This is a genomic window from Klebsiella sp. CN_Kp088, assembly GCF_040064335.1.
GTDB lineage: Bacteria > Pseudomonadota > Gammaproteobacteria > Enterobacterales > Enterobacteriaceae > Klebsiella > Klebsiella aerogenes.
Genome location: NZ_JBEAIQ010000035.1, coordinates 1 through 24,667 on the forward strand (window position 1 = coordinate 1; position 24,667 = coordinate 24,667).

A 24,667-nucleotide genomic window follows, 5' to 3' on the forward strand; every position below is an offset into this window, starting at 1 on the left:
TTATGCCGACCCCGGGAAGGTTTACCGGGGTCAGATGCGAAAAAAGCCCGTACTTGCGTACGAGCTCTCATCTCGAATATGGCGGTGAGGGGGGATTGACTCGCTTCGCTCGCCGTTACTCGGCCCATCCATGGGCCTCGCCCCTTCGGGGCCAACGCAGGCGTTGTTCAAAAACGCTCCCGGCGTTTTTGTCGGGGCAGCCCGCTTACTGCGTTCGCGGTCTGTCCAACTGGCTGCGCCAGTTGTCGAACCCCGGTCGGGGGTTCTCATCCCCCCGTACGGAGAATATAAAAGAAAAGAGCCCGTACTTTCGTACGAGCTCTCATCTCGAATATGGCGGTGAGGGGGGGATTCGAACCCCCGATACGTTGCCGTATACACACTTTCCAGGCGTGCTCCTTCAGCCACTCGGACACCTCACCATATTGTCTTTCCCGTTGTTGCTGGGAACGGGCGCTAATGTAGGGAAATACGTATCTCCCGTCAATCAACTTTTTTAAAAAAAGATGCGTTTAGCCAAACTTCAAACAACTTGCTTCTTAAACGCGCGGGAATCGTTTTTTTTGTCACCATTCTCTTTATTCCTCGATAGCGATACGAAATTTGTTATGCTGGCAAACCAATACAAAACAAAGAGTAAAACACGACGCAAACCTCAACCTACTCACGCGTCAGTAATCAGGAGTCATTATGGAGATTATTTTTTACCACCCGACGTTCGATACCCCCTACTGGATCGCAGAGCTGGAAAAACATCTGCCGGGAGCGCGAGTTCGTGAGTGGAAACCTGGCGACAATCAACCAGCCGACTATGCGCTGGTCTGGCATCCACCGGTAGAAATGTTGCAAGGCCGCAAATTGAAGGCGGTTTTTGCCCTCGGCGCAGGCGTGGATTCTATTCTTAGCAAGCTGCGGGAGCATCCGGAAATGCTGCCGCTTTCGATCCCGCTGTTCCGCCTCGAAGATACCGGTATGGGCCTGCAGATGCAGGAATATGCGGTAAGCCAGGTACTGCACTGGTTCCGCCGCTTTGATGATTATCAGGCGCTGAAGCTGCAATCCCGCTGGCAGCCGTTGCCGGAATACCGTCGCGAAGATTTCACTATCGGCATTATGGGGGCAGGGGTGTTGGGCGGCAAAGTCGCGGAAAGCCTGTTGCGCTGGGGTTTCCCAGTGCGCTGCTGGAGCCGTAGCCACAAATCCTGGCCGCAAGTTGAGAGTTTTGCCGGTCAGGAAGAACTGGGCGCATTTTTACGGCAAACCCGCGTGCTGATCAACCTGTTGCCAAATACGGCTGAAACTGTCGGCATCATTAATGAAACTTTACTCTCTCAACTTCCGGATAACAGCTATGTTCTGAATCTCGCCCGCGGCGTACATATTGTTGAGCCGGATTTACTGGCCGCGCTTGACAGCGGTAAGGTGAAGGGGGCGATGCTGGATGTCTTTAGCCGCGAACCGCTGCCGAAAGAGAGCCCGCTGTGGGCGCATCCGCGTGTGGCCATGACGCCGCATATTGCCGCCGTTACCCGTCCACAGGAAGCGATCGCTTATATTGCCAGTACCATTAGCCGCCTGGAGCGTGGTGAAACGGTCAGCGGGCAGGTCGATCGCCAACGCGGCTACTAATCGATAACCCCGCTACGGCGGGGTTTTTACTGATCATGACTCCTGATTCCTGCTATTCTTGCCACAAACAGAGGAGGAGATTGTGATGTATCCTGTTGACCTGCACATGCATACCGTCGCCAGCACCCACGCCTATAGTACCCTGCATGACTATATTGCCGAGGCCAAACGTAAAGGCATTAAACTTTTTGCCATCACCGATCACGGCCCGGATATGGCCGATGCGCCGCACTACTGGCATTTCGTCAATATGCGTATCTGGCCGCGTCTGGTAGATGGCGTCGGCATTCTGCGCGGCATTGAAGCGAATATTAAAAATACCCAGGGTGAAATTGACTGTACCGGACCAATGCTGACCTCGCTGGATCTGATTATTGCCGGTTTTCATGAGCCGGTATTCCCGCCTCAGGATAAAGCCACCCACACTGAAGCGATGATTGCCGCGATTGCCAGTGGCGCAGTCCACATGATTAGCCATCCAGGCAATCCGAAATTCCCGATCGATATTCCGGCAGTAGCCGAAGCAGCGGCAAAGCATCATGTGGCGCTGGAAATTAATAATTCCTCTTTCCTTTCATCGCGTATCGGTAGTGAAGATAATTGCCGGGCAATCGCCGCCGCCGTGCGTGATGCGGGTGGTTGGGTGGCGCTGGGTTCGGACTCCCATACCGCCTTTACGCTTGGCGAATTTACCGAATGTCGCAAAATCCTCGACGCGGTGAATTTCCCGGAAGAGCGGATCCTTAACGTCAGTCCGCGTCGACTACTGAATTTCCTCGAATCACGCGGAATGCCGGCGATTGCGGAATTTGCAGACCTTTAATTTGAACCACTGGAACATATTGTATGAATGAATTTTCAATCCTCTGTCGCGTGCTGGGCTCGCTGTACTATCGTCAGCCGCAGGACCCGCTGTTGGTGCCGCTGTTCACGCTGATTCGCGATGGCAAGCTGGCCGCCAGTTGGCCGCTGGAACAGGATGAATTACTGGAGCGTCTGCAGAAGAGTTGTGATACCCAGCCGTTAACCGCTGATTACAACGCCCTGTTCGTTGGTGACGAATGTGCGGTCTCGCCTTATCGCAGCGCGTGGGTTGAAGGCGCCACGGAAGCGGAAGTCCGCGGTTTTCTCACTCAACACGGTATTCCTACTGGCGACGGGCCAACCGATCATATTGGATCCCTACTGCTGGCCGCATCCTGGCTTGAAGATCATGCCTCTGATGACGAAAGCGAAACGTTGGAAACGTTGTTTGCCGATTACCTCTTACCGTGGTGCGGCACCTTCCTCGGTAAAGTCGAGGCGCATGCGCAAACCGCATTCTGGCGTACCATGGCGCTACTCACGCGTGAAGCTATATCCGCCATGTGGGATGAGCTGCAGGAAGAAAACGACGAATAATTGTGATTTAAGTCACTTTTAGTGTGAAACAGCAAACTCACGCATTCATATTGTGTGTTCTGGATCGCATTTGGTTGCCGCGTATCTGCTATGATACGCGGCATGAACATACTCTTCGCAATCGCACTCACGACGGGCATTCTCTCCGGTATTTGGGGATGGGTGGCGGTCTCACTTGGCCTGCTGAGCTGGGCCGGTTTCCTCGGCTGTACGGCCTATTTCGCTTGCCCACAGGGCGGCCTGAAAGGGCTGTTGATTTCCGCCTGCACTGTCATGAGCGGCGTGATATGGGCGCTGGTGATTATTTACGGTAGCGCGCTGGCGCCGCAGTTGGAAATCCTCAGCTATGTGATGACCGGAATAGTCGCCTTCCTGATGTGTATTCAGGCGCGTCAGCTGCTGCTCTCTTTTGTTCCCGGAACCTTTATCGGCGCCTGCGCGACCTTTGCCGCGAGCGGCGACTGGCGCATTGTCGTACCATCACTGGCGCTGGGATTGGTCTTTGGCTATGCCATGAAAAACAGCGGGCTGTGGCTGGCGGCGCGAGCGGCAAAGAATAAGTCTCTGGCTAACGATAACGTCTGATTTTCTTCACATTTCCTCGACGACGGGAGTAAGCTTCCCGTCACTCACTACATGAAAGCCTTTTCGCATCAACCCCTCTTCGATTGTTTTTTCCTCTTAATGCAGACATTTTGAGCAAACAAACCATAATAATTTGATACCGTTTGCAAAAACGGAGAGAAAAAAGTATCAACGGGTACTTCATATATATACTGATTTTGTATGTAGTTGCTTGTATTCAACTGCGCTCATGGATGATTTGTAAGGTTTTTTTGACCGTTACGCAGAGGGGTTTTGCCGTGAAAAAAATGACTGGCGTACTACTTGCTACAGTTTGTTTCCTTCCCGCTTTATTGACTTTTTCAACTACCTCTAACGCCGCAAGCGGCGTGATTCGTTTCCACGGCGGCGTTGTCGAACCGCCTTGTAAAATTCGTTCTTCAGAAGATCAGGTCTCGATGGCTTGCGCTAAGCAGAAGTCAGTCACTTTTTCTGCCCAGCAGGTAGCCCGGGGAGATCTGCAACATGCCAATATCAAATCTACACAGTTCACCTTTATCAATCCCCAGCACACCAACGCTATTCTCGAAGTGAGTTATCGGTAATAGCAAGGCCCCTGCAGATCCAGCGGGGGCTTTCGCCGCGCCTCTCTCCTGACATTCTCACGCCGCTTTTTTGTAGCAAAATCAAGATGAATCGATTTTGTTAACAAAAAGAAAATAAAAAGTAATATATCTGTATTTCATAACGCAATCATTGCCTTGCCGTATTCTGGCGGCGCAGTGCGCTCATGGATGGCCTGTTGCTTCTTTGCTATCAAACAGAGGAGACTGCCGTGATAAAAAAAATCCACGCCTTAGCGATGCCATGTCTGATGTTGTCGTGCTTGTCTGGAGCAGTGCACGCCGCGCCGACCGACGGCGTTGTCGCCATTTATGGGCAGGTCGTCGATCCGTCCTGTGAAGCCAATAGTGTGGGCGAAAAGATTGAAATGGCCTGCCCGCAGCTGCCTACCCGGGCGCTTTCGCCGCAGGTGCTGACGACGGGAAATTACAGCAATGACGCCGTCCGCTCAGCACAATTAAAGTATATTGATCCGCAACATACCCGCGCTATCCTCGAAGTGAATTATCGCTAATTACTGCCCCTCAGGCTTCCGCCTTGGGGGCTATCATGCCATAGTAGACACCACGCTAAGTATGAAGACGTTTGCCGACAGGAGGGGGAAATGGTTGTTCAACCTGAGGTGGTTCTCGGCGATATTACGACGTTGCAGGTAGATGTTATTGTCAACGCGGCCAACCCATCGTTACTGGGCGGCGGCGGTGTTGATGGCGCCATTCATCGCGCAGCTGGCCCGGAACTACTGGCGGCCTGCAAAATAGTCCGTCAGCAGCAGGGCGAATGTCCGCCCGGGCATGCGGTTATCACCAGCGCCGGTAATCTACCGGCCAGCGCGGTGATTCATGCAGTCGGCCCCGTCTGGCGCGGCGGTGACGAGCAAGAGGCCGAATTACTGACGGATGCCTATCGCAATAGTCTGTTGCTGGCGGCAGCCAATAATTATCGATCTATTGCTTTTCCGGCTATCAGCACCGGCGTATATGGCTATCCGAAACAGGCGGCGGCGGAAATTGCGGTGAAAACGGTGAAGGCTTTCCTCACCCGATATAATCCACTGGAACGAGTGTGCTTTGTCTGCTTTGATAACGAAACGGCGGAGATCTATCAGCGATTATTGCAGGCAGAATGAATCGCGGCACCGGCAGCACGCAGGCGCGCTGCCGGTTGCGGATTTTAGTTAACCGACACCGGCGCTTTCGCCGGTTTTTGCTGCGGTTTGCCTGAGAACAGGAAGCGCAGCAGAGGAATACGTAGATGGATTTCGTACAGCACCAGCGCAATACCCACCACAAACACCAGTCCGGCGATAAAACCTAACAGATTCGATTTGATTATTGGCGTAATCCACGCCCCGTACAGCAGGGTGAGGGGATGATGCACCAGGTAGATAAACAGCGAGGCGTTGACGAAGTAAGTCACCCGAGCGGACTGGAAGTTGAGCAGGCGGTGGCCCAGCGAGAATACCACGTTCACCATCCACAGCCCCAGCACCATGGTAATCACCGATTCGGTTTCATACATCCAGCCATCGCCGGAACCATACTGCTGGTTAAGACGATAGGCGATAAAGCCCAGCAGTGCGCCGACAAAACACCAGGGTGATGAGGTGGTGAACATCGCTTTTAGCCGCGGGTTGATGAACGTCTGCGCGCCGAGAACAAAGAACGGCAGATAGAACAGGGTCTGCATAACGATGAAGTTAAACAGTCCGTTGCTGAGAATCGGCGGGTAAACGATAAAAATAGTGCGACGAATTACCGCATACAACACGCCAAGTCCAAGGAAAATAAGCGATAATTGACCAAATGTGACAGTGTCACCAAAGCTGGCGGTCTGCGTTTTCCCTCGATTGGCCAGCCACTTAAACAGCACCACGCCGAGAGTGGTCAGCACGACCAGCACCAGCAGGAACCACAGATGAGAGATAAGCTCCCATGCCAGGGTGTTGAATTTGTCATAGCCGGAGAGCGTGTGCCAGTTTTGCGCTTTACCATTGACGTATTGCAGCATCAAGAACTGCGGCAAAGTCAGAAGTGGAATCGCGGTGAGCATCGGAATGCCAACGCGCTCTACGCGTACTTTCCACCATTTCTTTAGGGGATAGCGTAAAAACAGCATGTAAGAGAAGTAGCCGGAAATAACAAAGAAGACCTGCATGCGGAAAGCATGGATAAAGTCGTTGAACAGCGTTAACCCCCAGGAGGGTTCCAGGCTATTCACATGCCAGCTGTGGCTGGAGTAGATAAGCGAAATGTGAAAGGGTATCCCCAGCAGCATCAGCCAGGCGCGGATGCTGTCGAAGAAATATTCACGCTCTACTGGTGTTTTATTCATAAATTCACAACAATCTCAGACAATTCGTCTTATCACTCGCGGCGATAACGGTTACATTCCCAGCAACCCTACATGAACTCAGGGTATCTGTCTCCAGGATAAGTACGCAAAGTGCAATATGGGACAGAGAACTGTTTATTCCCTGGTCCGCTAAGCTGAACAATGCAGGGATTATGTTGTCGGATTGCCTGAGTTTCCATTAAAATAGATCGGATCGATTTAAGCACACAAAGGGGGAAGTGCTTACTTACTATGAAACATAAACCACAGATGATGAAAATGCGTTGGTTAAGCGCAGCCGTAATGTTGTCCCTGTGTACTTCATCTGCATGGGCATTCAGCATTGATGACGTAGCAAAACAGGCGAAAACGTTAGCCGGGAAAGGCTATGAAGCGCCGAAAAGTAACCTGCCCTCCGCCTTCCGCGATATGAAATACGCGGATTACCAGCAAATCCAGTTCAATCACGACAAAGCGTACTGGAATAACCTGAAAACCCCGTTCAAGCTGGAATTTTACCACCAGGGCATGTATTTCGACACGCCGGTTACTATTAATGAAGTGACCAGCACTAGTGTACGTAAAATTAAATATAGCCCGGATTATTTTAATTTTGGCAATGTGCAACACGATAAAGACACGGTGAAAGACCTTGGTTTCGCCGGTTTTAAAGTACTGTATCCGATCAATAGCAAAGACAAGAATGACGAAATCGTCAGCATGCTCGGAGCCAGCTACTTCCGCGTTCTTGGCCAGGGTCAGGTATACGGGCTTTCCGCCCGCGGCCTGGCTATCGATACCGCGCTGCCGTCAGGCGAAGAGTTTCCTCGTTTCCGCGAGTTCTGGATTGAGCGCCCGAAAGCGACCGATAAGCGCTTAACTATCTATGCGCTGTTGGATTCCCCGCGTGCGACTGGCGCCTATCGTTTTGTGGTTATGCCTGGGCGCGACACCGTGGTTGATGTGCAGTCGAAGGTCTATCTGCGTGACAAAGTCGGTAAACTCGGCGTGGCACCGTTGACCAGTATGTTCCTGTTTGGGCCGAACCAACCGTCGCCGACGACTAACTATCGTCCGGAACTACATGATTCCAACGGTCTGTCGATTCTTGCCGGTAACGGCGAGTGGATCTGGCGTCCGCTGAATAACCCGAAACATCTGGCCGTCAGCAGTTATGCGATGGAAAACCCGCAAGGGTTTGGCCTGCTGCAGCGTGGCCGCCAGTTCTCCCGCTTTGAAGATCTCGACGATCGTTACGACCAGCGCCCGAGCGCGTGGATCACCCCGAAAGGCGACTGGGGTAAAGGTAAAGTCGAACTGGTTGAAATCCCGACCAACGATGAAACCAACGACAATATCGTCACCTACTGGACCCCGGATCAGCTGCCGGAACCAGGCAAAGAGATGAACTTCAAATACTCCATTACCTTCAGCCGCGATGAAGACAAACTGCATGCGCCAGATAGCGCTTATGTGGTGCAGACTCGCCGCTCAACCGGTGATGTGAAGCAGTCTAACCTCATTCGCCAGCCAGATGGCACTATCGCTTTCATCGTTGATTTCACCGGCGCTGACATGAAAAAAATGGCGGCGGACACTCCGGTAACGGCGCAGGCGAGCATCGGCGATAATGCCGAAATCGTGGAAAACTCCGTGCGCTATAACCCGGTTATCAAAGGTTGGCGTATGACCCTGCGCGTGAAAGTGAAAGATCCGAAGAAAACCACGGAAATGCGTGCGGCGCTGGTCAATGGCGATCAGACGCTGAGCGAAACCTGGAGCTATCAGCTGCCTGCCAATGAATAAGATAACGAATTATATCGACGCATTGCCGCTGTCGGATGCTGAAAAGGCCGCATTACCTGATGCGAGCCTGCAAGCCGTACATGAAGCGCTTGACGCAGAGCATCATCATTTTCCGCGTGATGAAGATTCCCCGTTAGGATCGGTAAAAGCGCGGCTGGAGCATAGCTGGCCGGACTCTCTGTCCGGCGATCAGCTGGTGAAAGATGATGAAGGGCGCACGCAGCTTCATGCGATGCCGAAAGCGAAACGTTCCTCAATGATCCCCGACCCGTGGCGTACCAACCCGGTAGGCCGCTTCTGGGATCGCCTGCGTGGCCGTGACGTGACTCCGCGCTATCTCTCTCGCCTCACGCAAGAAGAGCGTGAAAGCGAACAGAAATGGCGTACCGTCGGCACCATTCGTCGCTACATTTTGCTGCTGCTGACGCTGGCGCAAACGGTAGTGGCCACCTGGTATATGAAGACCATCCTCCCTTATCAGGGGTGGGCGCTAATCAATCCATCCGATATGGTTGGCCAGGATCTATGGGTCTCCTTCATGCAGCTACTCCCTTACGTGTTGCAGACCGGCATCCTGATCCTCTTTGCGGTACTTTTCTGTTGGGTCTCGGCCGGTTTCTGGACCGCGCTGATGGGCTTCCTGCAATTGCTGATCGGGCGTGATAAGTACAGTATTTCGGCATCCACCGTTGGCGACGAGCCGCTGAACCCGGAACACCGTACAGCGCTTATCATGCCTATCTGTAATGAAGATGTTGACCGCGTGTTTGCCGGCCTGCGCGCCACCTGGGAATCGGTGAAAGCGACGGGTAACGCTGCGCATTTTGACGTTTACGTGCTCAGCGACAGCTACGACCCGGATATTTGCGTTGCCGAGCAAAAAGCGTGGATGGAATTGATTGCCGAAGTGCAGGGTGAAGGCCAGATCTTCTATCGTCGCCGTCGTCGTCGTGTGAAGCGTAAAAGCGGCAACATCGATGATTTCTGCCGTCGCTGGGGTAGCCAGTATAGCTACATGGTGGTGCTCGACGCTGACTCAGTAATGACCGGCGAGTGCCTGAGCGGGCTGGTGCGCCTGATGGAAGCGAATCCGAATGCCGGGATCATCCAGTCTTCGCCGCGCGCTTCCGGTATGGATACCCTTTATGCGCGCTGCCAGCAGTTCGCCACCCGCGTGTACGGCCCGCTGTTTACCGCCGGGCTGCACTTCTGGCAGTTAGGTGAATCGCACTACTGGGGTCACAACGCCATTATCCGCGTGAAGCCTTTCATCGAACACTGCGCGCTGGCGCCGCTGCCGGGCGAAGGTAACTTTGCCGGCTCGATTCTTTCGCATGACTTCGTGGAAGCTGCGCTGATGCGCCGTGCGGGGTGGGGCGTTTGGATCGCCTACGATCTGCCTGGCTCCTATGAAGAGCTGCCGCCGAACCTGCTGGATGAACTGAAGCGTGACCGCCGCTGGTGTCAGGGTAACCTGATGAACTTCCGCCTGTTCCTGGTGAAAGGGATGCACCCGGTACACCGTGCGGTGTTCCTGACCGGCGTCATGTCCTATCTGTCGGCGCCGCTGTGGTTTATGTTCCTCGCGCTGTCGACGGCGCTACAGGTCGTGCACGCCCTGACCGAGCCGCAATACTTCCTGCAGCCGCGTCAGCTGTTCCCGGTATGGCCACAATGGCGTCCGGAACTGGCTATCGCGCTGTTTGCTTCGACCATGGTACTGCTGTTCCTGCCAAAACTGCTGAGTATCATTCTGGTGTGGTGCAAGGGGCCGAAAGAGTACGGCGGCTTCTTCCGCGTGACGCTCTCCCTGTTGCTGGAGGTACTGTTCTCGGTGCTGCTGGCGCCGGTGCGCATGCTGTTCCATACCGTGTTCGTGGTCAGCGCGTTCCTCGGTTGGGAGGTGGTGTGGAACTCACCGCAGCGCGATGATGACTCAACACCGTGGGGCGAGGCCTTTATGCGTCACGGTTCGCAGCTGCTGCTGGGGCTGGTATGGGCGGTTGGCATGGCGTGGCTGGATCTGCGTTTCCTGTTCTGGCTGGCGCCTATCGTCGTGTCGCTGATCCTCTCTCCGTTTGTCTCGGCGATTTCCAGCCGCGCGACGGTAGGTCTGCGCACTAAACGCTGGAAATTGTTCCTGATCCCGGAAGAGTATTCGCCGCCGCAGGTACTGAAAGATACCGATGCTTACCTGACTTTGAACCGTCAGCGTTCGCTGGGCGATGGCTTTATGCACGCGGTGTTTAACCCATCGTTCAACGCTCTGGCGACGGCAATGGCTACGGCGCGTCACCGCCACGGCCGTATTCTGGATATCGCCCGTGAACGCCACGTTGAGCAGGCGCTGAATGAAACGCCTGATAAACTCAACCGCGATCGTCGGCTGGTGCTGTTAAGCGATCCGGTAACGATGTCGCGTCTGCACTATCGCGTGTGGAACGCCCCGGAGAAATACTCCTCCTGGGTGGGGGCGTATCAGCAGCTCACGCTGAACCCTCTGGCGTTGAAAACGAAGTAAGCCGTACGTTAAGGAAAATACCGGCAATTGTGCCGGTATTTTTTTGCCTGAGAGGAAGTTAATGAGAATATTTGTGCCTATCGCCATGACGCTGGTACTCAGCGGCTGCGGCAGCATTATTAGCCGTACGGTACCGGGGCAGGGCCATGGCAACCAATATTACCCCGGTGTGCAGTGGGATGTTCGTGATTCAGCCTGGCGCTATCTGACCATTCTCGATCTGCCATTCTCGCTGGTATTTGATACGCTGTTGCTACCGCTAGACGCCAGCCACGGCCCATATGAGTAATTAACGCTCGTCCCACTCATCGGCTGCGGTCTGCCCCTCTTCGGTATCCAGGGAAGGCTCCAGCTGAAACTCGCCTTCATCCCATTCGTGTAGCGTATTCTCTTCCACCCACTCCTGGCGTAGCTCGATTTCGTCATAATCGCCGTCAAATACGCTCTGTGCCGCTTCGCCACTGAGCATGGCCAGGCACTCGCCTTCTTCATCTTCGCTGGCGAAGAATTCAGCCCGCCAGGCGATATCGCCATCCTGGAGAATATACTTCTGCATATTGAACTGTTCGATGTTGGCAGTTTCTTCATCGCTGTCGGGATTATCGGCCAAAAACTCTTCCCGGGCGGCGTCGATGGCCTCTTCGAGCGTGGCGTAGAAAACTGATTCCGTTGACATAGCTAACCCCCTAAGAAGAATGAAAAAGGAACACGTTTCAATCTATAGAAGGCGGTTAGTCTGGCGTCAAGGCAGAGAAGCGCTGAAGCGCTTAATTTACCGAACGTTTACCCGAGCCCCCGTCATCCGCTGAAGCGTCGTGCCGTGGGCGGCGCAGACTGATGGTCGAGTAAAAAGCGTTAAACAGGACGACGCAGGCGGTGACGAGGAACACGGCGCGGAAGCCGTAGTTGGCCGAGACCGAGGCGCCGATTAACGGGCCGGTGACGTTGCCGATATCGCGAAACGACTGGTTATAGCTGAAGATACGTCCCGAAATCTGGCTGGTGGAGTTGTACACCAGCAGGGTTTGTACGGCGGGTAACAGCGCGCCGTCGGCGGCACCAAGCAAAAAGCGCAGAATGCCTAGCTGCAGCGGCGTCTGAACGAATGACATCGGGATCAGTAATAGCACGGAGATAACCAGAGCAACTATCAGAATCTTTTCCGGCCCAATGCGATCGCCGAGCTTGCCTAAACGTGGCGCGCTCAATAGGGCGGCAATGCCGGGTACGGAAGCAATCATGCCGCTAATAAAGGCGATATTACTGACGTTACCTGCCAGGTCGCGCACGTAGAGCGTCAGGATCGGCGCAATGGAGCCGGTAGCGACCTGGATAATCAATGAGGTGACGAACAAGCTCAGCACCAGTTTAGGATTCTTAAGCGAACCGAAAACGTCCCTGGCATTGAGCATCTCTTTTTTGTTCACCGGAACAAAGTTTTCGCGGATTAAAAACAGGGTGAACAGGAAGCAGATAAACAGCACCGTGGCGGTCATAAAGAAGACGGTGCGCAACCCCCAGTGGTCGGCAAGGAAACCACCAGCCAGCGGGCCGAGCAGGGCGCCGCTTACCGCGCCGGTTGAAAGCGTTCCTAGCGCCCAGCCGCTTTTCTGACGGGGGATCTGGGTGGCGATCAGCGCATTGGCATTGGGAATAAACCCGCCCAGTAAACCCAGCAACGCGCGCAGGATCAGGAATTGCCAAATGTTCTGCGCCATGCCCATCAGCATCATGACGATAGCCATCCCCAGCGCCGAACGCAGCAGCATAATCTTACGCCCTTTACGGTCGGCTAATCCGCCCCAGAACGGCGAGGCAACGGCGGAAAAGAGGAAGGTTATGCTAAAGACCAGCCCTGACCACATATTCAGCGCGCTATGGCCGGTGACGCCCAACTGTTCGACGTAGAGCGGCAAAAAAGGCATCACGAGGCTAAAGGCGGCGCCGGTTAAAAAGCAGCCAAGCCAGGTGACGGTAAGATTTCGTTTCCAGTTAATAGGTGTATCAGCAGACGACATAAGGTCTCACTGGCCCGCGGCGCGGGTCAAAATAAAGGAAAATATGAGCCTGCTAATTATGCGCCTGAGAAATGGTTGTCGCAATGGAGCATAGCTTTTAAAGCTAAAGGAGTATTTAAGAGGACTGGCGGTAGAATTTATCCGGGCAGAGAACCGCCCGGATAGTGAGTCAATCAGTAGCGCGAAGGCACGCCTTCCGGACGGGTTTTAAAGCGGCGATGCAGCCACATATATTGCTCTGGCGCCATCAAAATGCACTGTTCGACGATTTTGTTCATCCACGCGGCGGTAGTTTCTGCGTTTTCCAGAGGCGGATCGCATTCCGGCGGCAGCATGATGAGCTCATAGCCTTTGCCATTCGGTTTGCGCCGTGGGACGAATGGCACAATGCACGCTTTAGACATTTTCGCCAGCATCCAGGTCCCGGAAGTGGTGGCGGCCTGCTCGACGGCGAACAGGGGGGCGAAGACGCTGGCGGTCGGGCCGTAGTCATGGTCCGGGGCATACCAGACCACTTCGCCTTTTTTCAGCGCGCGGATCATGCCTTTGAGATCTTTACGGTCAATCATATCTTTGTTGGAACGCAGGCGGCCCCAGGTCTGCAGCCAGTCGATAACCGGGTTGTCATTCGGGCGATAGACGCCGATACCGGGTTGGTTCATGCCGAACATGCGCGCACCCATTTCCAGCGTCAGGAAATGAATGCCAATCAGCAGGATACCGCGGTTTTGTGCCTGCACGTCGCGGACATGTTCAAAGCCGATGGTGTCTGTCCAGCGCGCAATGCGTCGGGTTGGCCAGAACCATGCCATCCCGGTTTCCATCAGGCCCATGCCGACGGACTCAAAGTTTTGTACTACCAGTTGATGACGCTCCTGCTCGCTCTTCTCAGGAAAGCAGAGCTCAAGATTACGATAAGCGATTTTTGCGCGGCGTTTCATAAAACGCATCGCCAGACGACCAATCGCATTACCGAGACGGTAGATAACCGGATAAGGGAGTTGGACAACTAACCACAACAGGCCTATGCCCAGCCAAAGCAGCCAGTAGCGCGGATGGAGCAGCGCGGCGGAAAATTTCGGTAAATGGGTCATTTCATACCTGTCTGATTAAACAACGCGTTCTATTATCGCATTTTTTTCCGCTACCGCCAAAAGCAGTCTCCGGCTGAAGCCGATTGTTAACGGCTGAAAACCGCGTGGATGAAATGTAGCGTAAAATGTAGGGATGTAAATTAACGGTGTTTGCTATATGATGCCCGCCGTTTATTTTACTCATTTCCTATGTCGAGCAGGTACACCATGCCAGTGTTACACAACCGCATTTCAAATGAGACGTTAAAGGCGCAGATGCTGGCTGAGACCGAGCCGCGCACGACGATCTCGTTCTATAAATATTTCACTATCGTTGACCCGAAAGCGACCCGCGACGCTCTGTGGCTGGCGTTGACTAAGCTGAACGTCTTTGGCCGCATCTATCTGGCCCATGAAGGTATCAATGCGCAGATCAGCGTGCCGGAAAGCAAGGTCGCAGCGCTGCGTGAATTTCTCGATAGCTTCGATCCGGCGCTAAAGGGGTTACGTCTGAACATCGCGCTGGATGATGACGGTAAATCCTTTTGGGTCCTGCGCCTCAAGGTCCGCGACCGCATTGTGGCCGACGGTATTGATGACCCAACCTTTGATCCCTCTGATGTGGGCGAGTATCTGAAAGCGGCGGAAGTGAACGCGATGCTGGACGATCCGGACGCGGTATTCATCGATATGCGTAACCATTATGAGTACGAAGTCGGTCATTTTGAGAACGCGATGGAAATTCCGGCGGATACCTTCCGCGATCAATTGCCGAAAGCGGTTGAGATGATGCAGGAGTACAAAGACAAGAAGATTGTCATGTACTGTACCGGCGGTATTCGCTGTGAGAAAGCCAGCGCCTGGATGAAGCATAGCGGTTTCAATAAGGTATGGCACATCGAAGGCGGGATTATCGAGTATGCGCGCCGCGCCCGTGAACAGGGATTGCCGGTACGCTTTATCGGTAAGAACTTTGTCTTTGACGAAAGAATGGGCGAGCGTATTTCTGATGATGTGATTGCCCACTGCCATCAATGCGGCGCACCATGCGACAGCCACACCAATTGCCTGAACGACGGCTGCCATTTGCTGTTTATTCAGTGTCCGGCTTGTGCCGAGAAATTTGCCGGTTGCTGCAGCGAAGCCTGTATGGAAGAGCATAAACTGCCGGAAGAGGAGCAGCGCAAACTGCGGGCGGGGCGAGAGAATGGCAATAAGATTTTTAATAAATCCCGTGGTCGTCTTAATACCAAATTAGGTATCCCGGATCCCGACCCGTCAGTAAAACCATAACCAGATGAGGTCGATTACTGCTAGCAGCAGCCACAGCGCGAGATAAATCATAAAGTGCTCGCGCACATTGTTGACTAACCAGTGATACAGGCGACGCATAAACGTTCTCAATCAATAAACGGCCTCCATTGAGGCCGTTTCGTTTTATGGCTGGCTATTATTGTGAAAATCGCGCCAGCGAGAAGGGAGTCAAATCAAACTCCGTCGTTTCACCTTGCGCAAATTGCGTCGCAATTTCGCCAAGTACCGGGGCAAATTTGAAACCGTGGCCGCTTAAACCGGTAATGAGTAATGTGTTGTCGTGACCGGGAAGCGTATCAATGATGAAATCTTCATCTACCGTATTATCGTACGTACAGGAGGCGCCGTGCAGGCAGCCGCCAATTCCGGGCAGCACGTTGCGCAGGAAGTTGAACGACTCAGACCCATCGCTGGCGACAGCGCCAAACGGTTTCCGCTCGCCCGGTTCGGAAATCAGCTGGCCGCCATTGTGTTTGCCGATCTTCAATTCGTTGTCTTCCGCCGGGAAGCCATAATACTGATCGCCATTCGGTAGTTCGCCGGTGAAAGCAGGGAAGTTATTTTTCGTGCTATAGCGACCATCGGCCTGGAACCAGGCGAAGACTTTACGTACCGGTTGAATGGGCAGTTCCGGCAATAATTTCGTTACCCAGGTTCCGGCGCTGATCAGCAGTTTTTTGCCATTGTAACTGCCGTCAGCGGTATCGATGGTCACGCCATCGGCATGATGATGGATCGCGGTCACCGGACAGTTGAAGAGCTGGGCACAACCCGCCTCACGCGCCAGCCGGATCCAGGTTTCAACCGCCAGTTCGCTGCGTAATACGCCGGAAGCCGGTTCAAAAATTGCCCGATAATCTTGTGGGATACGAATCTCCGGCCAACGCTTCATGACAGCTTCAGCGTCCAGTTCCTCTACGTTAAGCTTATACTGACGCGCGCTGTGGGCCACGTTATTGAGAAAATCGGAGCTGGCCGGACCCAGGTTAATGACGCCGGTTTTTTCGAATACGGCCTCGCCGCTGTCTTGCGCGAATTCGTCCCAAAGCTGCTGGGCACGTAGCACCAACGGTACGTATTTTTCGCCCTCGCCATAAGCGTGACGAATCAGACGCGTGTTGCCATGGTGGCTGCCTTCCTGATGCGGCGGTTTGTGGGCATCGGTCATCAGGACATTCAGACCGGCGCGGCGGGCGTAATAGCCAGCGGCAGCGCCAACGGAGCCGCTACCGATAATGATGAGGTCGTATTGCATGGTGAGTTCCGGGTTATTGTTTTATTAGCAGGTTAATTAACATCTGCCGGATGTACAAGCGCGAAAAATAATTCAGGCACCCGCAGGTGCCTGTTCAGTGAATATTTAGACATCATCGGTGATGCTAATGTCTGCGATACTCATTTGCCTGGTAATCGCCAGATTCTATCTTCGCTATTCCTGCTTCCAGAATAGAAATAAACTGACGTGCGACGTCCGTCGTTAGCCATAGCGTCTGGCCAATTTCTGCTTCTTTATCGCTTTCTTGGGTGGGGTTTTGGTAGTGCAGGCGCAACATCAGCGCATCGTAGCTATCAACGGTGCTGATGTCCCATCCGACGAGGGGATGGGTCTGGATGACTTCATTATTCTTTTCCATCATAACCCCTTATTCATATGTTAAAAGACAACAATTCTCGAGGTTTAATGCTTGTTTTCTGAAGCAGGTTAATTATATCAGCAGTTAAGTACAAACTCGAGAAAATAAATAAATAGCGACAAATTTTGCGCTGATTGGCGGTTTTTTGCGCGAGTTTCGTCCTGGGTCTCATTATTTTTTAAGGAATTTATCAGGATATTAAGGAAAGTCTTAGTTATAAGCGGAGATAAAAAAGCCGGGGCGACCCGGCAAAAAAAAGCACAATGAGGGAGCAAATTGATTTTGTGTAAGCAGACCCGGAGGCTTAGTCGTGGATAAACCAGTCGTCGGCGCTTTCCCAGGTTTCCTGCAGGATTTCGCTAATCCGGTCTTTGTCTTCTTTCAGGCCACCGATGACAGATAAATTATTGCCGGCGGCATAACGTACCGTGACCTGGTTTTCACGTTCAGGGTAATAGTGAGCGATACGCTTAGCGAGTTCGTTATTCAGCGCTTCCAGCGCGCCGTTGGGTAAGGCTGTGGTTTTGGCAATTGACACTTCGATGCGCATAATGGCCCCCTGGGTAATATACTGGTTATTTATACAGTAATGCTTGCACATTTACAACAGGGGGCAAAAAACTTTATTTTTTCATCGTCCAGCGCACGGTTTCGCCGGCCAGGAACGGTATCAGCGTATCGCCAGGAAGGGCGATGCTTTCGGCGACCGTACTCTCTTCGCGTACCAGTTCAACGTAGCTTTCATTCACCGGCAGGCCGTAGAAACGCGGGCCATTCAACGAGCAGAAAGCCTCAAAATGTTCCAGCGCATTCATCTCTTCAAAGACGGTGGCGTAACTACCAAGCGCGGTCGGGGCATTGAAACAGCCCGCACAGCCGCAACTGGCCTCTTTACGGTGGCGTGCATGCGGAGCGGAGTCGGTGCCGAGGAACGCGCGACTGAACCCGCTGGCGACCAGTTCACGCAGCGCCTGCTGGTGGATATTGCGCTTGAGGATCGGCAGGCAATATAGATGCGGGCGAATACCGCCAACCAGCATATGGTTGCGGTTAAACATCAGATGCTGCGGCGTGATGGTGGCGGCCAGCAGTTCGTTGCCGTCGCGCACGTATTCAGCGGCATCTTTGGTGGTGATATGTTCGAAGACCACTTTTAACCCCTGCAGCCGTTTGCGCAGCGGTTCCATCACCGTCTCAATAAAGCGCGCTTCGCGATCGAAGATATCGATATCAGCATGGGTAACTTCGCCGTGTACCAGTAGCGGCATGCCCAGTTTTTCCATCCGTTCCAGCACCGGCATAATGGCATCGGTGCTGGTCACGCCGTGACTGGAGTTGGTGGTGGCGTTTGCCGGGTAGAGTTTGGCTGCGGTAAATACGCCTTCACGGAATCCGCGCTCCAGTTCGTCCGGATCGAGCGTGTCGGTCAGGTAGCAGGTCATCAGCGGAGTGAAATCATGCCCGGCGGGAATCGCATCGATGATGCGCTGGCGGTAAGCAATGGCAGCAGCGACGGTCGTTACCGGCGGTACCAGATTCGGCATCACGATCGCCCGGCCATAAAACTCACTGGTGTAAGGCACGACGGTTTGCAACATATCATCATCGCGTAAATGGATATGCCAGTCGTCAGGGCGACGGATTTTCAATACCTGGGGTTGTGCTGTCATGGAAGGCTCCGGCTAATTGGTTCAGTCATCAGGGCTGTTTTTTGCCGGGCACTAAGGATAAGCGTAAACGTTTTCCTTTGCACTCATTTCCGTAAAAAATTAAGGGCGCCATATTCAGCGCCCTTATTGTTTAATCAGTGAAGGGGATGATTATCTCGCCCGGTTTCACTTCAATGCCTTTAGCGTATTTCTTCGCTAAGGCTTCACCTGTGCTGGCATCTTCACGCAGAACGTAGGCTGGTTGCTGATTGAAATAGCTGCGCAGCGACTGATTCAGATAAGGGATCAGCGTCTGTACCACGGAGGTGAGCTTTTCCGGCTTAACTTTCGCATCGACGACTTCCATTTCACGCAGATAAATCGCGCCTTGCTCTTTATTGAACACCGGCAGCGCTTTGAGCTTCAGGTCGATGGTCGCTTTCTGATTGCCAAACAGCGAATTCAGATCCAGATTAGCGGTTCCGCTCAACGACACCTTGTTCGGCTCTTCACGACCAATGGCGCTGGTCAGGTTTTGCAGCTCAATGTGCGCATCCGCTACGCCAGGCAGGCCGATATCTTTAGCGAAGTGATTACGTTTCTGCAGAGCCTGGTTAATCTCCTGCTCGCTAACGGAGTATTGCGTAAGCTGGTTACATCCGCTCAGAAGGCCGCTGACAATCAGCGCGGCCGCGATCAACATCTTTTTCATTGGGTTCCTTAACGTCATGCCATAGCTAATCCTGACACAAAGCAGCATGGTCTGCTAGCCCCGCTTGTACTAGCGGAAAATGCTGAAAAAAAGGATTACCACTTTGGCTGATTGTCAGGTGCGCGGTTCCAGCATGCCGGAAGCCGACCGTTTCTGGCTAAACTGCCACCATAGCGCAATGAAAGTTGCAAAGCCGATAATGCCCAGCATCAGCCACGGTAGTTCAGGTTGATTAAGCACTTTACCTGCATCAAACAGCCAGCCGCCGCCGGCATACCCCAGCGCGCCGCCAAATGCCAGACCAAGGCGGCTGAAACCCATATAGCTGCCGCGAGCGCGGGCATCAGCCAGTGAAGCGCCCAGCGTTTCGCGCGCAGGTTCGGCAATGATCGAGCCGATATAGAAAATACAGATTAAGGTAAACAGCTGCTGTAGCGTGCTGGTTAAGCCAATCGGCAGCATCGCCGCCGTCATCACCAGCAAACCCGCCATCAGACGATGCTCGAGGCGAAAACGTTTCTCGCTCCAACGGGCGATGGGATACAGCAGCGTCAGGGAGATTGTCGCCTCGATGGCATACATCCATTTCACCGCCGCCGGAGAGCCCGCAATATCGTTAACCATAATCGGCAGCATGAGCATCACCTGCACGGCCAGCATGTAGTAACCGGTCAGGGTCAACACGTAAGTGACAAAGCGCTTATCGCGTAACACCAGCCCCAGTCCTTCGCGGATCGGTGTTTTGACCGTCGAGAGTTTCCATGCCGGCAGATACCAGGCGTTAAATGCGGCACAGGCAATAAAGAGCGCTGCCCCTGCGCTGCACACCAGACGGAAATCGTACTGTAATAGCCAACTGCCGAGCAGGGCGCCGATGACCGCGCCGGCGCTATCTTGCATCATCAGGATAGAGAAGAAACGACCACGTTGATGCGGGCGCACCAGTTTGACCACCAGCGCCGCTCGCGGCGGGTCGAACAGGGTGCCGCCGAGACCAGACAAAATGCATGAGAGCCAGAGCACCCAGGGCTCATGGGCGACGGCCATCGCCGCGAAACCGCCGGCGCGCATCAGCATGCCGGTGACGATCATCGGTTTGGCGCCGAAACGATCGGCAATCGCCCCACCGAAGATGCCTAATCCTTGTTGCACCAGCTGACGTAGACCGAGGGCAATACCGACCATCAGCGCCGCCCAACCCATTTGGTCGACAAAACGGATCGATATCAGTGGGAATACGACAAAAAAGCCGAGCACAACCAGCATGTTATCGACTAACAGGAAATATTTACCCAGGCTCCTTGCCTGCGATACGCGGGACATTTCCCCTCCAGGGAAAAAGAAAGATAAGCTTAGATATTCTGCGGGGGCGGCGGTTATTTTCCCAGCATACTGGCGACAATATTTTTTTATCAAAAAGCAAGATCGATTGAGCCTATTCATCGAAAAATGGAGATGGTGCAGAAAATGGTATGTTGCTGTTTTCCCACCTTCACTCAGGGAAGGTATAGTGAAAGATATTAGTTTGGGGCAGGGAACAGGAGTGAGGAATGTTTGGCTATCGCAGTAACGTACCCAAGGTGCGTTTGACGACGGACCGGCTGGTGGTGCGGCTGGTTCACGATCGTGACGCCTGGCGTCTGGCCGATTATTACGCGGAAAACAAGGGGTTCCTGAAACCCTGGGAGCCGGTGCGCGATGAAAGCCACTGTTATCCTTCCGGCTGGCAGGCGCGATTATCGATGATTACGGAGTTTCATAAACAGGGTTCGGCCTTTTATTTCGCGCTACTCGATCCTGATGAGAAAGAGATTATTGGCGTAGCGAATTTCTCAAATGTGGTGCGTGGTTCATTTCATGCCTGTTATCTCGGCTATTCCATTGGTGAAAAGTGGCAAGGGCAGGGGCTGATGTTTGAAGCGCTGACCGCGGCGATTCGCTATATGCAACGTACGCAGCATATTCACCGTATCATGGCCAACTATATGCCGCATAACAAACGCAGCGGCGATCTGCTTGCCCGGCTCGGGTTCGAAAAAGAGGGTTACGCAAAGGACTACCTCCTCATTGATGGGCAATGGCGAGACCACGTATTGACGGCGTTAACGGCCACTGACTGGACACCAGGGCGCTAAGGAGAAAACATGAAATATCAGCTAACCGCGCATGAAGCGCGCATCATTGGTTGCCTGCTGGAGAAGCAGGTGACCACGCCGGAACAATATCCGCTATCAGTGAATGCTGTGGTTACCGCCTGTAACCAGAAAACCAACCGTGAGCCGGTAATGTCGCTGGCGGAAAGCGACGTTCAGGATTTGCTGGATGAGCTGGTCAAACGCCACTACCTGCGTACGGTAAGCGGTTTTGGCAACCGGGTGACCAAATATGAACAGCGCTTCTGCAATTCGGAATTTGGCGATCTCAAATTAACGGCGGCGGAAGTCGCCATTGTCACGACGCTGCTGCTGCGCGGTGCGCAAACGCCAGGCGAGCTGCGTAGCCGCGCGCAGCGGATGTATGAATTCCGCGACATGGCCGAGGTGGAAAGCACGCTCGACAATTTGGCCAGTCGTGAAGACGGTCCTTACGTCGCGCGCCTTCCGCGCGAACCGGGTAAACGCGAAAGCCGCTATATGCACCTGTTTTGTGATGACATGGATTCGCTTATCACCGTGGTCGAGGCGGTGTCGCCGCCGAATGACGATTTGCAGGCGCGCGTTGAGGCGCTGGAAAGTGAAGTCGCTGAGCTCAAAGTACGCCTTGATTCACTACTGGCTCATTTAGGAGAGTAACCGTGACGGCGAAATTACGTGTTGGCGTGGTGGGACTTGGCGGCATTGCGCAAAAGGCATGGCTGCCGGTGCTGGGCGCCGCTGATGGCTGGACGCTGCAGGCCGCCTGGTCGCCAGGAAAAGAGAAAGCGTTACGCATCTGCGAAACCTGGCGTCTGCCCTATGCCGAGTCTCTGGATGCGCTGGCGGCGCAATGTGATGCGGTATTTGTCCATACCTCAACCGCTTCACATTATGAAGTGGTTCATCATCTGCTGAATGCAGGCGTTCATGTTTGCGTGGATAAGCCGCTGGCGGACAAGCTCAGCGAAGCCGAATCACTGGTTGAACTGGCGGCACGTCGGCGTTTAACGTTAATGGTGGGCTTCAATCGCCGCTTTGCGCCGTTGTATCGTGAATTGAAAGCGCATCTCAATGACGCGGCGTCATTGCGCATGGATAAGCACCGTAGCGATAGCGTGGGCAAAGAGCTGCGCTTTACCCTGCTGGATGATTATCTGCATGTTGTCGATACCGCGCTGTGGCTGGCGGGAGATAAAACGCGGGTGGACGGCGGGGTCCTGCAAACCACTTCTCAAGGGGAAATGCTCTACGCCGAGCATCACTTCAGCGCGGGGCAACTGCAGATCACCACCAGTATGCATCGTCGCGCGGGAAGCCAGCGTGAGTGGGTGCAAGCGGTGACCGATGGCGGACTGTATGAGGTGTGCGATATGCGCGAGTGGCGTGAAGAGCGGGGCAGCGGTATCCTGCAGCGCCCGGTGCCCGGCTGGCAAACGACACTTGAACAGCGTGGATTCGACGGCTGCGCTCGCCACTTTATCGAATGTGTGCAAAATCAGACGGTTCCGGAAACCGCCGGCGAGCAGGCGCTTTTAGCCCAGCGGATCGTGGAAAAGCTCTGGCGCGAGGCGATGAGCGAATAACTGGTTGTAACAACTGACAGTAGTAATTCATTGCGAACCCGGTAGACTATCGCCACTTTCCAGCGCCCGCTTTTGCGGGCGTTTTACTCCATGGGTTGTGGAATAAGACAGTAATGAATCTATTAAAATCATTAGCGGCAGTCAGCTCGATGACCATGTTCTCGCGCGTACTGGGGTTCGCCCGCGATGCTATCGTCGCGCGTATTTTTGGCGCCGGGATGGCGACCGACGCCTTTTTTGTGGCCTTCAAACTGCCAAACCTCTTGCGGCGTATTTTTGCCGAAGGCGCCTTTTCTCAGGCGTTTGTGCCGATTCTCGCTGAATATAAAAGTAAGCAGGGCGAAGACGCGACGCGGGTGTTCGTCTCCTATGTTTCCGGGCTGTTGACGCTGGTTCTGGCGCTGGTCACCGTGGCGGGGATGCTGGCGGCGCCATGGGTGATTACCGTAACCGCTCCGGGCTTTGCCGATACGCCGGATAAATTTGCCTTAACCACCCAGCTGCTGCGTATCACCTTCCCCTATATTTTATTGATTTCGCTGGCGTCGCTGGTGGGGGCGATCCTTAACACCTGGAACCGCTTCTCGGTTCCCGCGTTCGCGCCGACCTTCCTCAACGTCAGCATGATTGGTTTTGCCCTGTTTGCCGCGCCTTATTTTCATCCGCCAATGCTGGCGATGGCCTGGGCGGTCACGGTTGGCGGTATCCTGCAACTGGCGTATCAACTGCCGCATCTGAAAAAAATAGGTATGCTGGTGCTGCCGCGGGTTAACCTGAAAGATGCCGGGGCGATTCGCGTGGTTAAGCAGATGGGGCCGGCGATCCTCGGCGTCTCTGTCAGCCAGATCTCGCTGATTATCAATACCATTTTCGCTTCCTTCCTGGTTTCAGGTTCGGTCTCCTGGATGTATTATGCCGACCGTCTGATGGAGTTCCCCTCCGGCGTGCTGGGCGTGGCGCTGGGCACCATCCTGTTGCCATCGTTATCAAAAAGTTTCGCCAGCGGCAATCACGATGAGTACTGCCGACTGATGGATTGGGGGCTGCGTCTGTGCTTCCTGCTGGCCTTGCCAAGCGCGGTTGCCTTAGGCATTCTCGCCAAACCGCTGACGGTATCGCTATTCCAGTACGGTAAGTTTAACGCTTTCGATGCGGCGATGACGCAACGCGCTCTGGTGGCTTATTCGGTTGGACTGATGGGGCTTATCGTCGTGAAGGTGCTGGCGCCGGGCTTTTACTCGCGCCAGGATATCAAGACGCCGGTTAAAATCGCCATTGTTACTCTGATAATGACCCAGGTGATGAACCTGGCGTTTATTGGCCCGTTGAAGCATGCCGGCTTGTCGCTGTCTATTGGTCTGGCTGCCTGTCTGAACGCCGCGCTGCTTTACTGGCAACTGCGTAAGCAGAAAATCTTCACGCCGCAGCCGGGCTGGTTCGTCTTCCTGCTGCGTCTGGTCATCGCGGTGCTGGTCATGGCCGCAGCGCTCGTCGGCGTGATGTATCTGATGCCGGAATGGTCGCAGGGGACGATGCCGTTCCGCCTGATGCGTCTGATGGTAGTAGTGGTCGCCGGCGTAGTCGCCTATTTCGCGACATTGCTGCTGCTCGGCTTTCGCCTGAAAGAGTTTGCCCGCCGCACGATTTAAATTCACCGTAACGTCGGGCCT

Annotated in this window: 26 protein-coding genes and 1 tRNA gene; 15 read left to right on the plus strand and 12 right to left on the minus strand. The window is 53.9% G+C overall.

Annotated elements, in window-relative coordinates:
* Positions 1-334 precede the first annotated feature (334 nt).
* Positions 335-422, minus strand: a tRNA-Ser gene (locus ABLV08_RS21565).
* Positions 423-690: 268 nt separating this feature from the next.
* On the opposite strand from ABLV08_RS21565, the gene ghrA reads away from it, so the two are divergent.
* The 7 genes from ghrA to ymdB all read left to right on the plus strand — a co-directional run bounded on the left by ghrA (position 691) and on the right by ymdB (position 5,347).
* Entirely contained in the window at positions 691-1,629 is a 939-nt protein-coding gene (gene ghrA, locus ABLV08_RS21570; protein ID WP_015705016.1) for a glyoxylate/hydroxypyruvate reductase GhrA, read from the plus strand.
* A gap of 85 nt (positions 1,630-1,714) precedes the next feature.
* Positions 1,715-2,452 carry a phosphatase gene (locus tag ABLV08_RS21575; protein WP_015367224.1) on the plus strand — a complete coding sequence of 246 codons (738 nt, stop codon included), beginning with the start codon at positions 1,715-1,717 and terminating at the stop codon, positions 2,450-2,452.
* Between the two features lie 23 nt (positions 2,453-2,475).
* Positions 2,476-3,030 carry a molecular chaperone gene (locus ABLV08_RS21580; protein WP_015705018.1) on the plus strand — a complete coding sequence of 185 codons (555 nt, stop codon included), beginning with the start codon at positions 2,476-2,478 and terminating at the stop codon, positions 3,028-3,030.
* 102 nt (positions 3,031-3,132) lie between these two features.
* Positions 3,133-3,615, plus strand: a complete 483-nt coding sequence (locus tag ABLV08_RS21585) for a DUF1097 domain-containing protein (protein ID WP_015705019.1) — start codon at positions 3,133-3,135, stop codon at positions 3,613-3,615.
* 287 nt (positions 3,616-3,902) lie between these two features.
* Positions 3,903-4,199 (plus strand): fimbrial assembly protein, encoded by a 297-nt coding sequence (locus ABLV08_RS21590; RefSeq protein WP_223575861.1) that lies wholly within the window; start codon positions 3,903-3,905, stop codon positions 4,197-4,199.
* A gap of 230 nt (positions 4,200-4,429) precedes the next feature.
* Positions 4,430-4,732 (plus strand): type 1 fimbrial protein, encoded by a 303-nt coding sequence (locus ABLV08_RS21595; RefSeq protein WP_032705660.1) that lies wholly within the window; start codon positions 4,430-4,432, stop codon positions 4,730-4,732.
* A 90-nt stretch (positions 4,733-4,822) separates the two neighbouring features.
* On the plus strand, positions 4,823-5,347 hold the full coding sequence (ymdB, locus tag ABLV08_RS21600) for an O-acetyl-ADP-ribose deacetylase (protein ID WP_015367219.1): 525 nt from the start codon (positions 4,823-4,825) through the stop codon (positions 5,345-5,347).
* 44 nt (positions 5,348-5,391) lie between these two features.
* Here the strand turns inward: ymdB and mdoC are convergent, their stop codons facing one another.
* The gene (gene mdoC, locus ABLV08_RS21605; protein WP_015705023.1) at positions 5,392-6,552 is read right to left on the minus strand and encodes a glucans biosynthesis protein MdoC; all 1,161 of its coding nucleotides are present in this window, start codon (positions 6,550-6,552) and stop codon (positions 5,392-5,394) included.
* A gap of 252 nt (positions 6,553-6,804) precedes the next feature.
* Between mdoC and mdoG the strand changes: the two genes are divergently transcribed.
* From mdoG to ABLV08_RS21620, 3 genes are all read left to right on the plus strand, one after another.
* Complete coding sequence (mdoG, locus tag ABLV08_RS21610) at positions 6,805-8,358, plus strand: glucans biosynthesis protein MdoG (RefSeq protein ID WP_015367217.1); 1,554 nt, start codon at positions 6,805-6,807, stop codon at positions 8,356-8,358.
* Positions 8,351-10,879 carry a glucans biosynthesis glucosyltransferase MdoH gene (mdoH, locus tag ABLV08_RS21615; RefSeq protein WP_015705025.1) on the plus strand — a complete coding sequence of 843 codons (2,529 nt, stop codon included), beginning with the start codon at positions 8,351-8,353 and terminating at the stop codon, positions 10,877-10,879. Before mdoG ends, mdoH begins: the two co-directional genes overlap by 8 nt.
* A 61-nt stretch (positions 10,880-10,940) precedes the next feature.
* The gene (locus ABLV08_RS21620; protein WP_047045272.1) at positions 10,941-11,168 is read left to right on the plus strand and encodes a YceK/YidQ family lipoprotein; all 228 of its coding nucleotides are present in this window, start codon (positions 10,941-10,943) and stop codon (positions 11,166-11,168) included.
* On the opposite strand, the gene ABLV08_RS21625 is transcribed toward ABLV08_RS21620, so the two are convergent.
* From ABLV08_RS21625 to ABLV08_RS21635, 3 genes are all read right to left on the minus strand, one after another.
* Positions 11,169-11,555 (minus strand): MysB family protein, encoded by a 387-nt coding sequence (locus tag ABLV08_RS21625; protein ID WP_015705026.1) that lies wholly within the window; start codon positions 11,553-11,555, stop codon positions 11,169-11,171.
* Between the two features lie 91 nt (positions 11,556-11,646).
* Positions 11,647-12,897: a multidrug efflux MFS transporter MdtG gene (gene mdtG / locus ABLV08_RS21630; RefSeq protein ID WP_015705027.1), complete on the minus strand. Its 1,251-nt coding sequence runs from the start codon at positions 12,895-12,897 to the stop codon at positions 11,647-11,649.
* A gap of 173 nt (positions 12,898-13,070) precedes the next feature.
* Entirely contained in the window at positions 13,071-13,991 is a 921-nt protein-coding gene (locus tag ABLV08_RS21635) for a Kdo(2)-lipid IV(A) acyltransferase (protein WP_015367212.1), read from the minus strand.
* A gap of 207 nt (positions 13,992-14,198) precedes the next feature.
* On the opposite strand from ABLV08_RS21635, the gene ABLV08_RS21640 reads away from it, so the two are divergent.
* Positions 14,199-15,263 carry a rhodanese-related sulfurtransferase gene (locus tag ABLV08_RS21640; RefSeq protein ID WP_015705028.1) on the plus strand — a complete coding sequence of 355 codons (1,065 nt, stop codon included), beginning with the start codon at positions 14,199-14,201 and terminating at the stop codon, positions 15,261-15,263.
* Here the strand turns inward: ABLV08_RS21640 and ABLV08_RS21645 are convergent.
* From ABLV08_RS21645 to mdtH, 7 genes are all read right to left on the minus strand, one after another.
* Positions 15,249-15,362: a YceO family protein gene (locus ABLV08_RS21645; protein WP_015367210.1), complete on the minus strand. Its 114-nt coding sequence runs from the start codon at positions 15,360-15,362 to the stop codon at positions 15,249-15,251. The genes ABLV08_RS21640 and ABLV08_RS21645 overlap by 15 nt on opposite strands.
* Positions 15,363-15,420: 58 nt before the next feature.
* Positions 15,421-16,539, minus strand: coding sequence for an N-methyl-L-tryptophan oxidase (solA, locus tag ABLV08_RS21650; RefSeq protein ID WP_213796677.1), 1,119 nt, complete (start codon positions 16,537-16,539; stop codon positions 15,421-15,423).
* Between the two features lie 124 nt (positions 16,540-16,663).
* Complete coding sequence (gene bssS, locus ABLV08_RS21655) at positions 16,664-16,918, minus strand: biofilm formation regulator BssS (RefSeq protein ID WP_015367208.1); 255 nt, start codon at positions 16,916-16,918, stop codon at positions 16,664-16,666.
* 304 nt (positions 16,919-17,222) lie between these two features.
* Positions 17,223-17,468 (minus strand): DNA damage-inducible protein I, encoded by a 246-nt coding sequence (dinI, locus tag ABLV08_RS21660; RefSeq protein WP_015367207.1) that lies wholly within the window; start codon positions 17,466-17,468, stop codon positions 17,223-17,225.
* Between the two features lie 73 nt (positions 17,469-17,541).
* Complete coding sequence (gene pyrC, locus ABLV08_RS21665) at positions 17,542-18,588, minus strand: dihydroorotase (protein WP_015367206.1); 1,047 nt, start codon at positions 18,586-18,588, stop codon at positions 17,542-17,544.
* A gap of 130 nt (positions 18,589-18,718) precedes the next feature.
* Positions 18,719-19,279, minus strand: a complete 561-nt coding sequence (locus tag ABLV08_RS21670; RefSeq protein WP_015705031.1) for a lipoprotein — start codon at positions 19,277-19,279, stop codon at positions 18,719-18,721.
* A 114-nt stretch (positions 19,280-19,393) separates the two neighbouring features.
* The gene (gene mdtH / locus ABLV08_RS21675; RefSeq protein WP_015367204.1) at positions 19,394-20,602 is read right to left on the minus strand and encodes a multidrug efflux MFS transporter MdtH; all 1,209 of its coding nucleotides are present in this window, start codon (positions 20,600-20,602) and stop codon (positions 19,394-19,396) included.
* A 227-nt stretch (positions 20,603-20,829) separates the two neighbouring features.
* Between mdtH and rimJ the strand changes: the two genes are divergently transcribed.
* The 4 genes from rimJ to murJ all read left to right on the plus strand — a co-directional run bounded on the left by rimJ (position 20,830) and on the right by murJ (position 24,646).
* Positions 20,830-21,414, plus strand: coding sequence for a ribosomal protein S5-alanine N-acetyltransferase (gene rimJ / locus ABLV08_RS21680; protein ID WP_015367203.1), 585 nt, complete (start codon positions 20,830-20,832; stop codon positions 21,412-21,414).
* Between the two features lie 9 nt (positions 21,415-21,423).
* A complete protein-coding gene (locus tag ABLV08_RS21685) occupies positions 21,424-22,071 on the plus strand; it encodes a YceH family protein (RefSeq protein WP_015367202.1) in 648 nt (215 codons plus the stop codon).
* Between the two features lie 2 nt (positions 22,072-22,073).
* Positions 22,074-22,997 carry a Gfo/Idh/MocA family oxidoreductase gene (locus tag ABLV08_RS21690; protein ID WP_348856244.1) on the plus strand — a complete coding sequence of 308 codons (924 nt, stop codon included), beginning with the start codon at positions 22,074-22,076 and terminating at the stop codon, positions 22,995-22,997.
* A gap of 113 nt (positions 22,998-23,110) precedes the next feature.
* A complete protein-coding gene (murJ, locus tag ABLV08_RS21695) occupies positions 23,111-24,646 on the plus strand; it encodes a murein biosynthesis integral membrane protein MurJ (RefSeq protein ID WP_015367200.1) in 1,536 nt (511 codons plus the stop codon).
* The last annotated feature ends 21 nt before the right edge of the window (positions 24,647-24,667 follow it).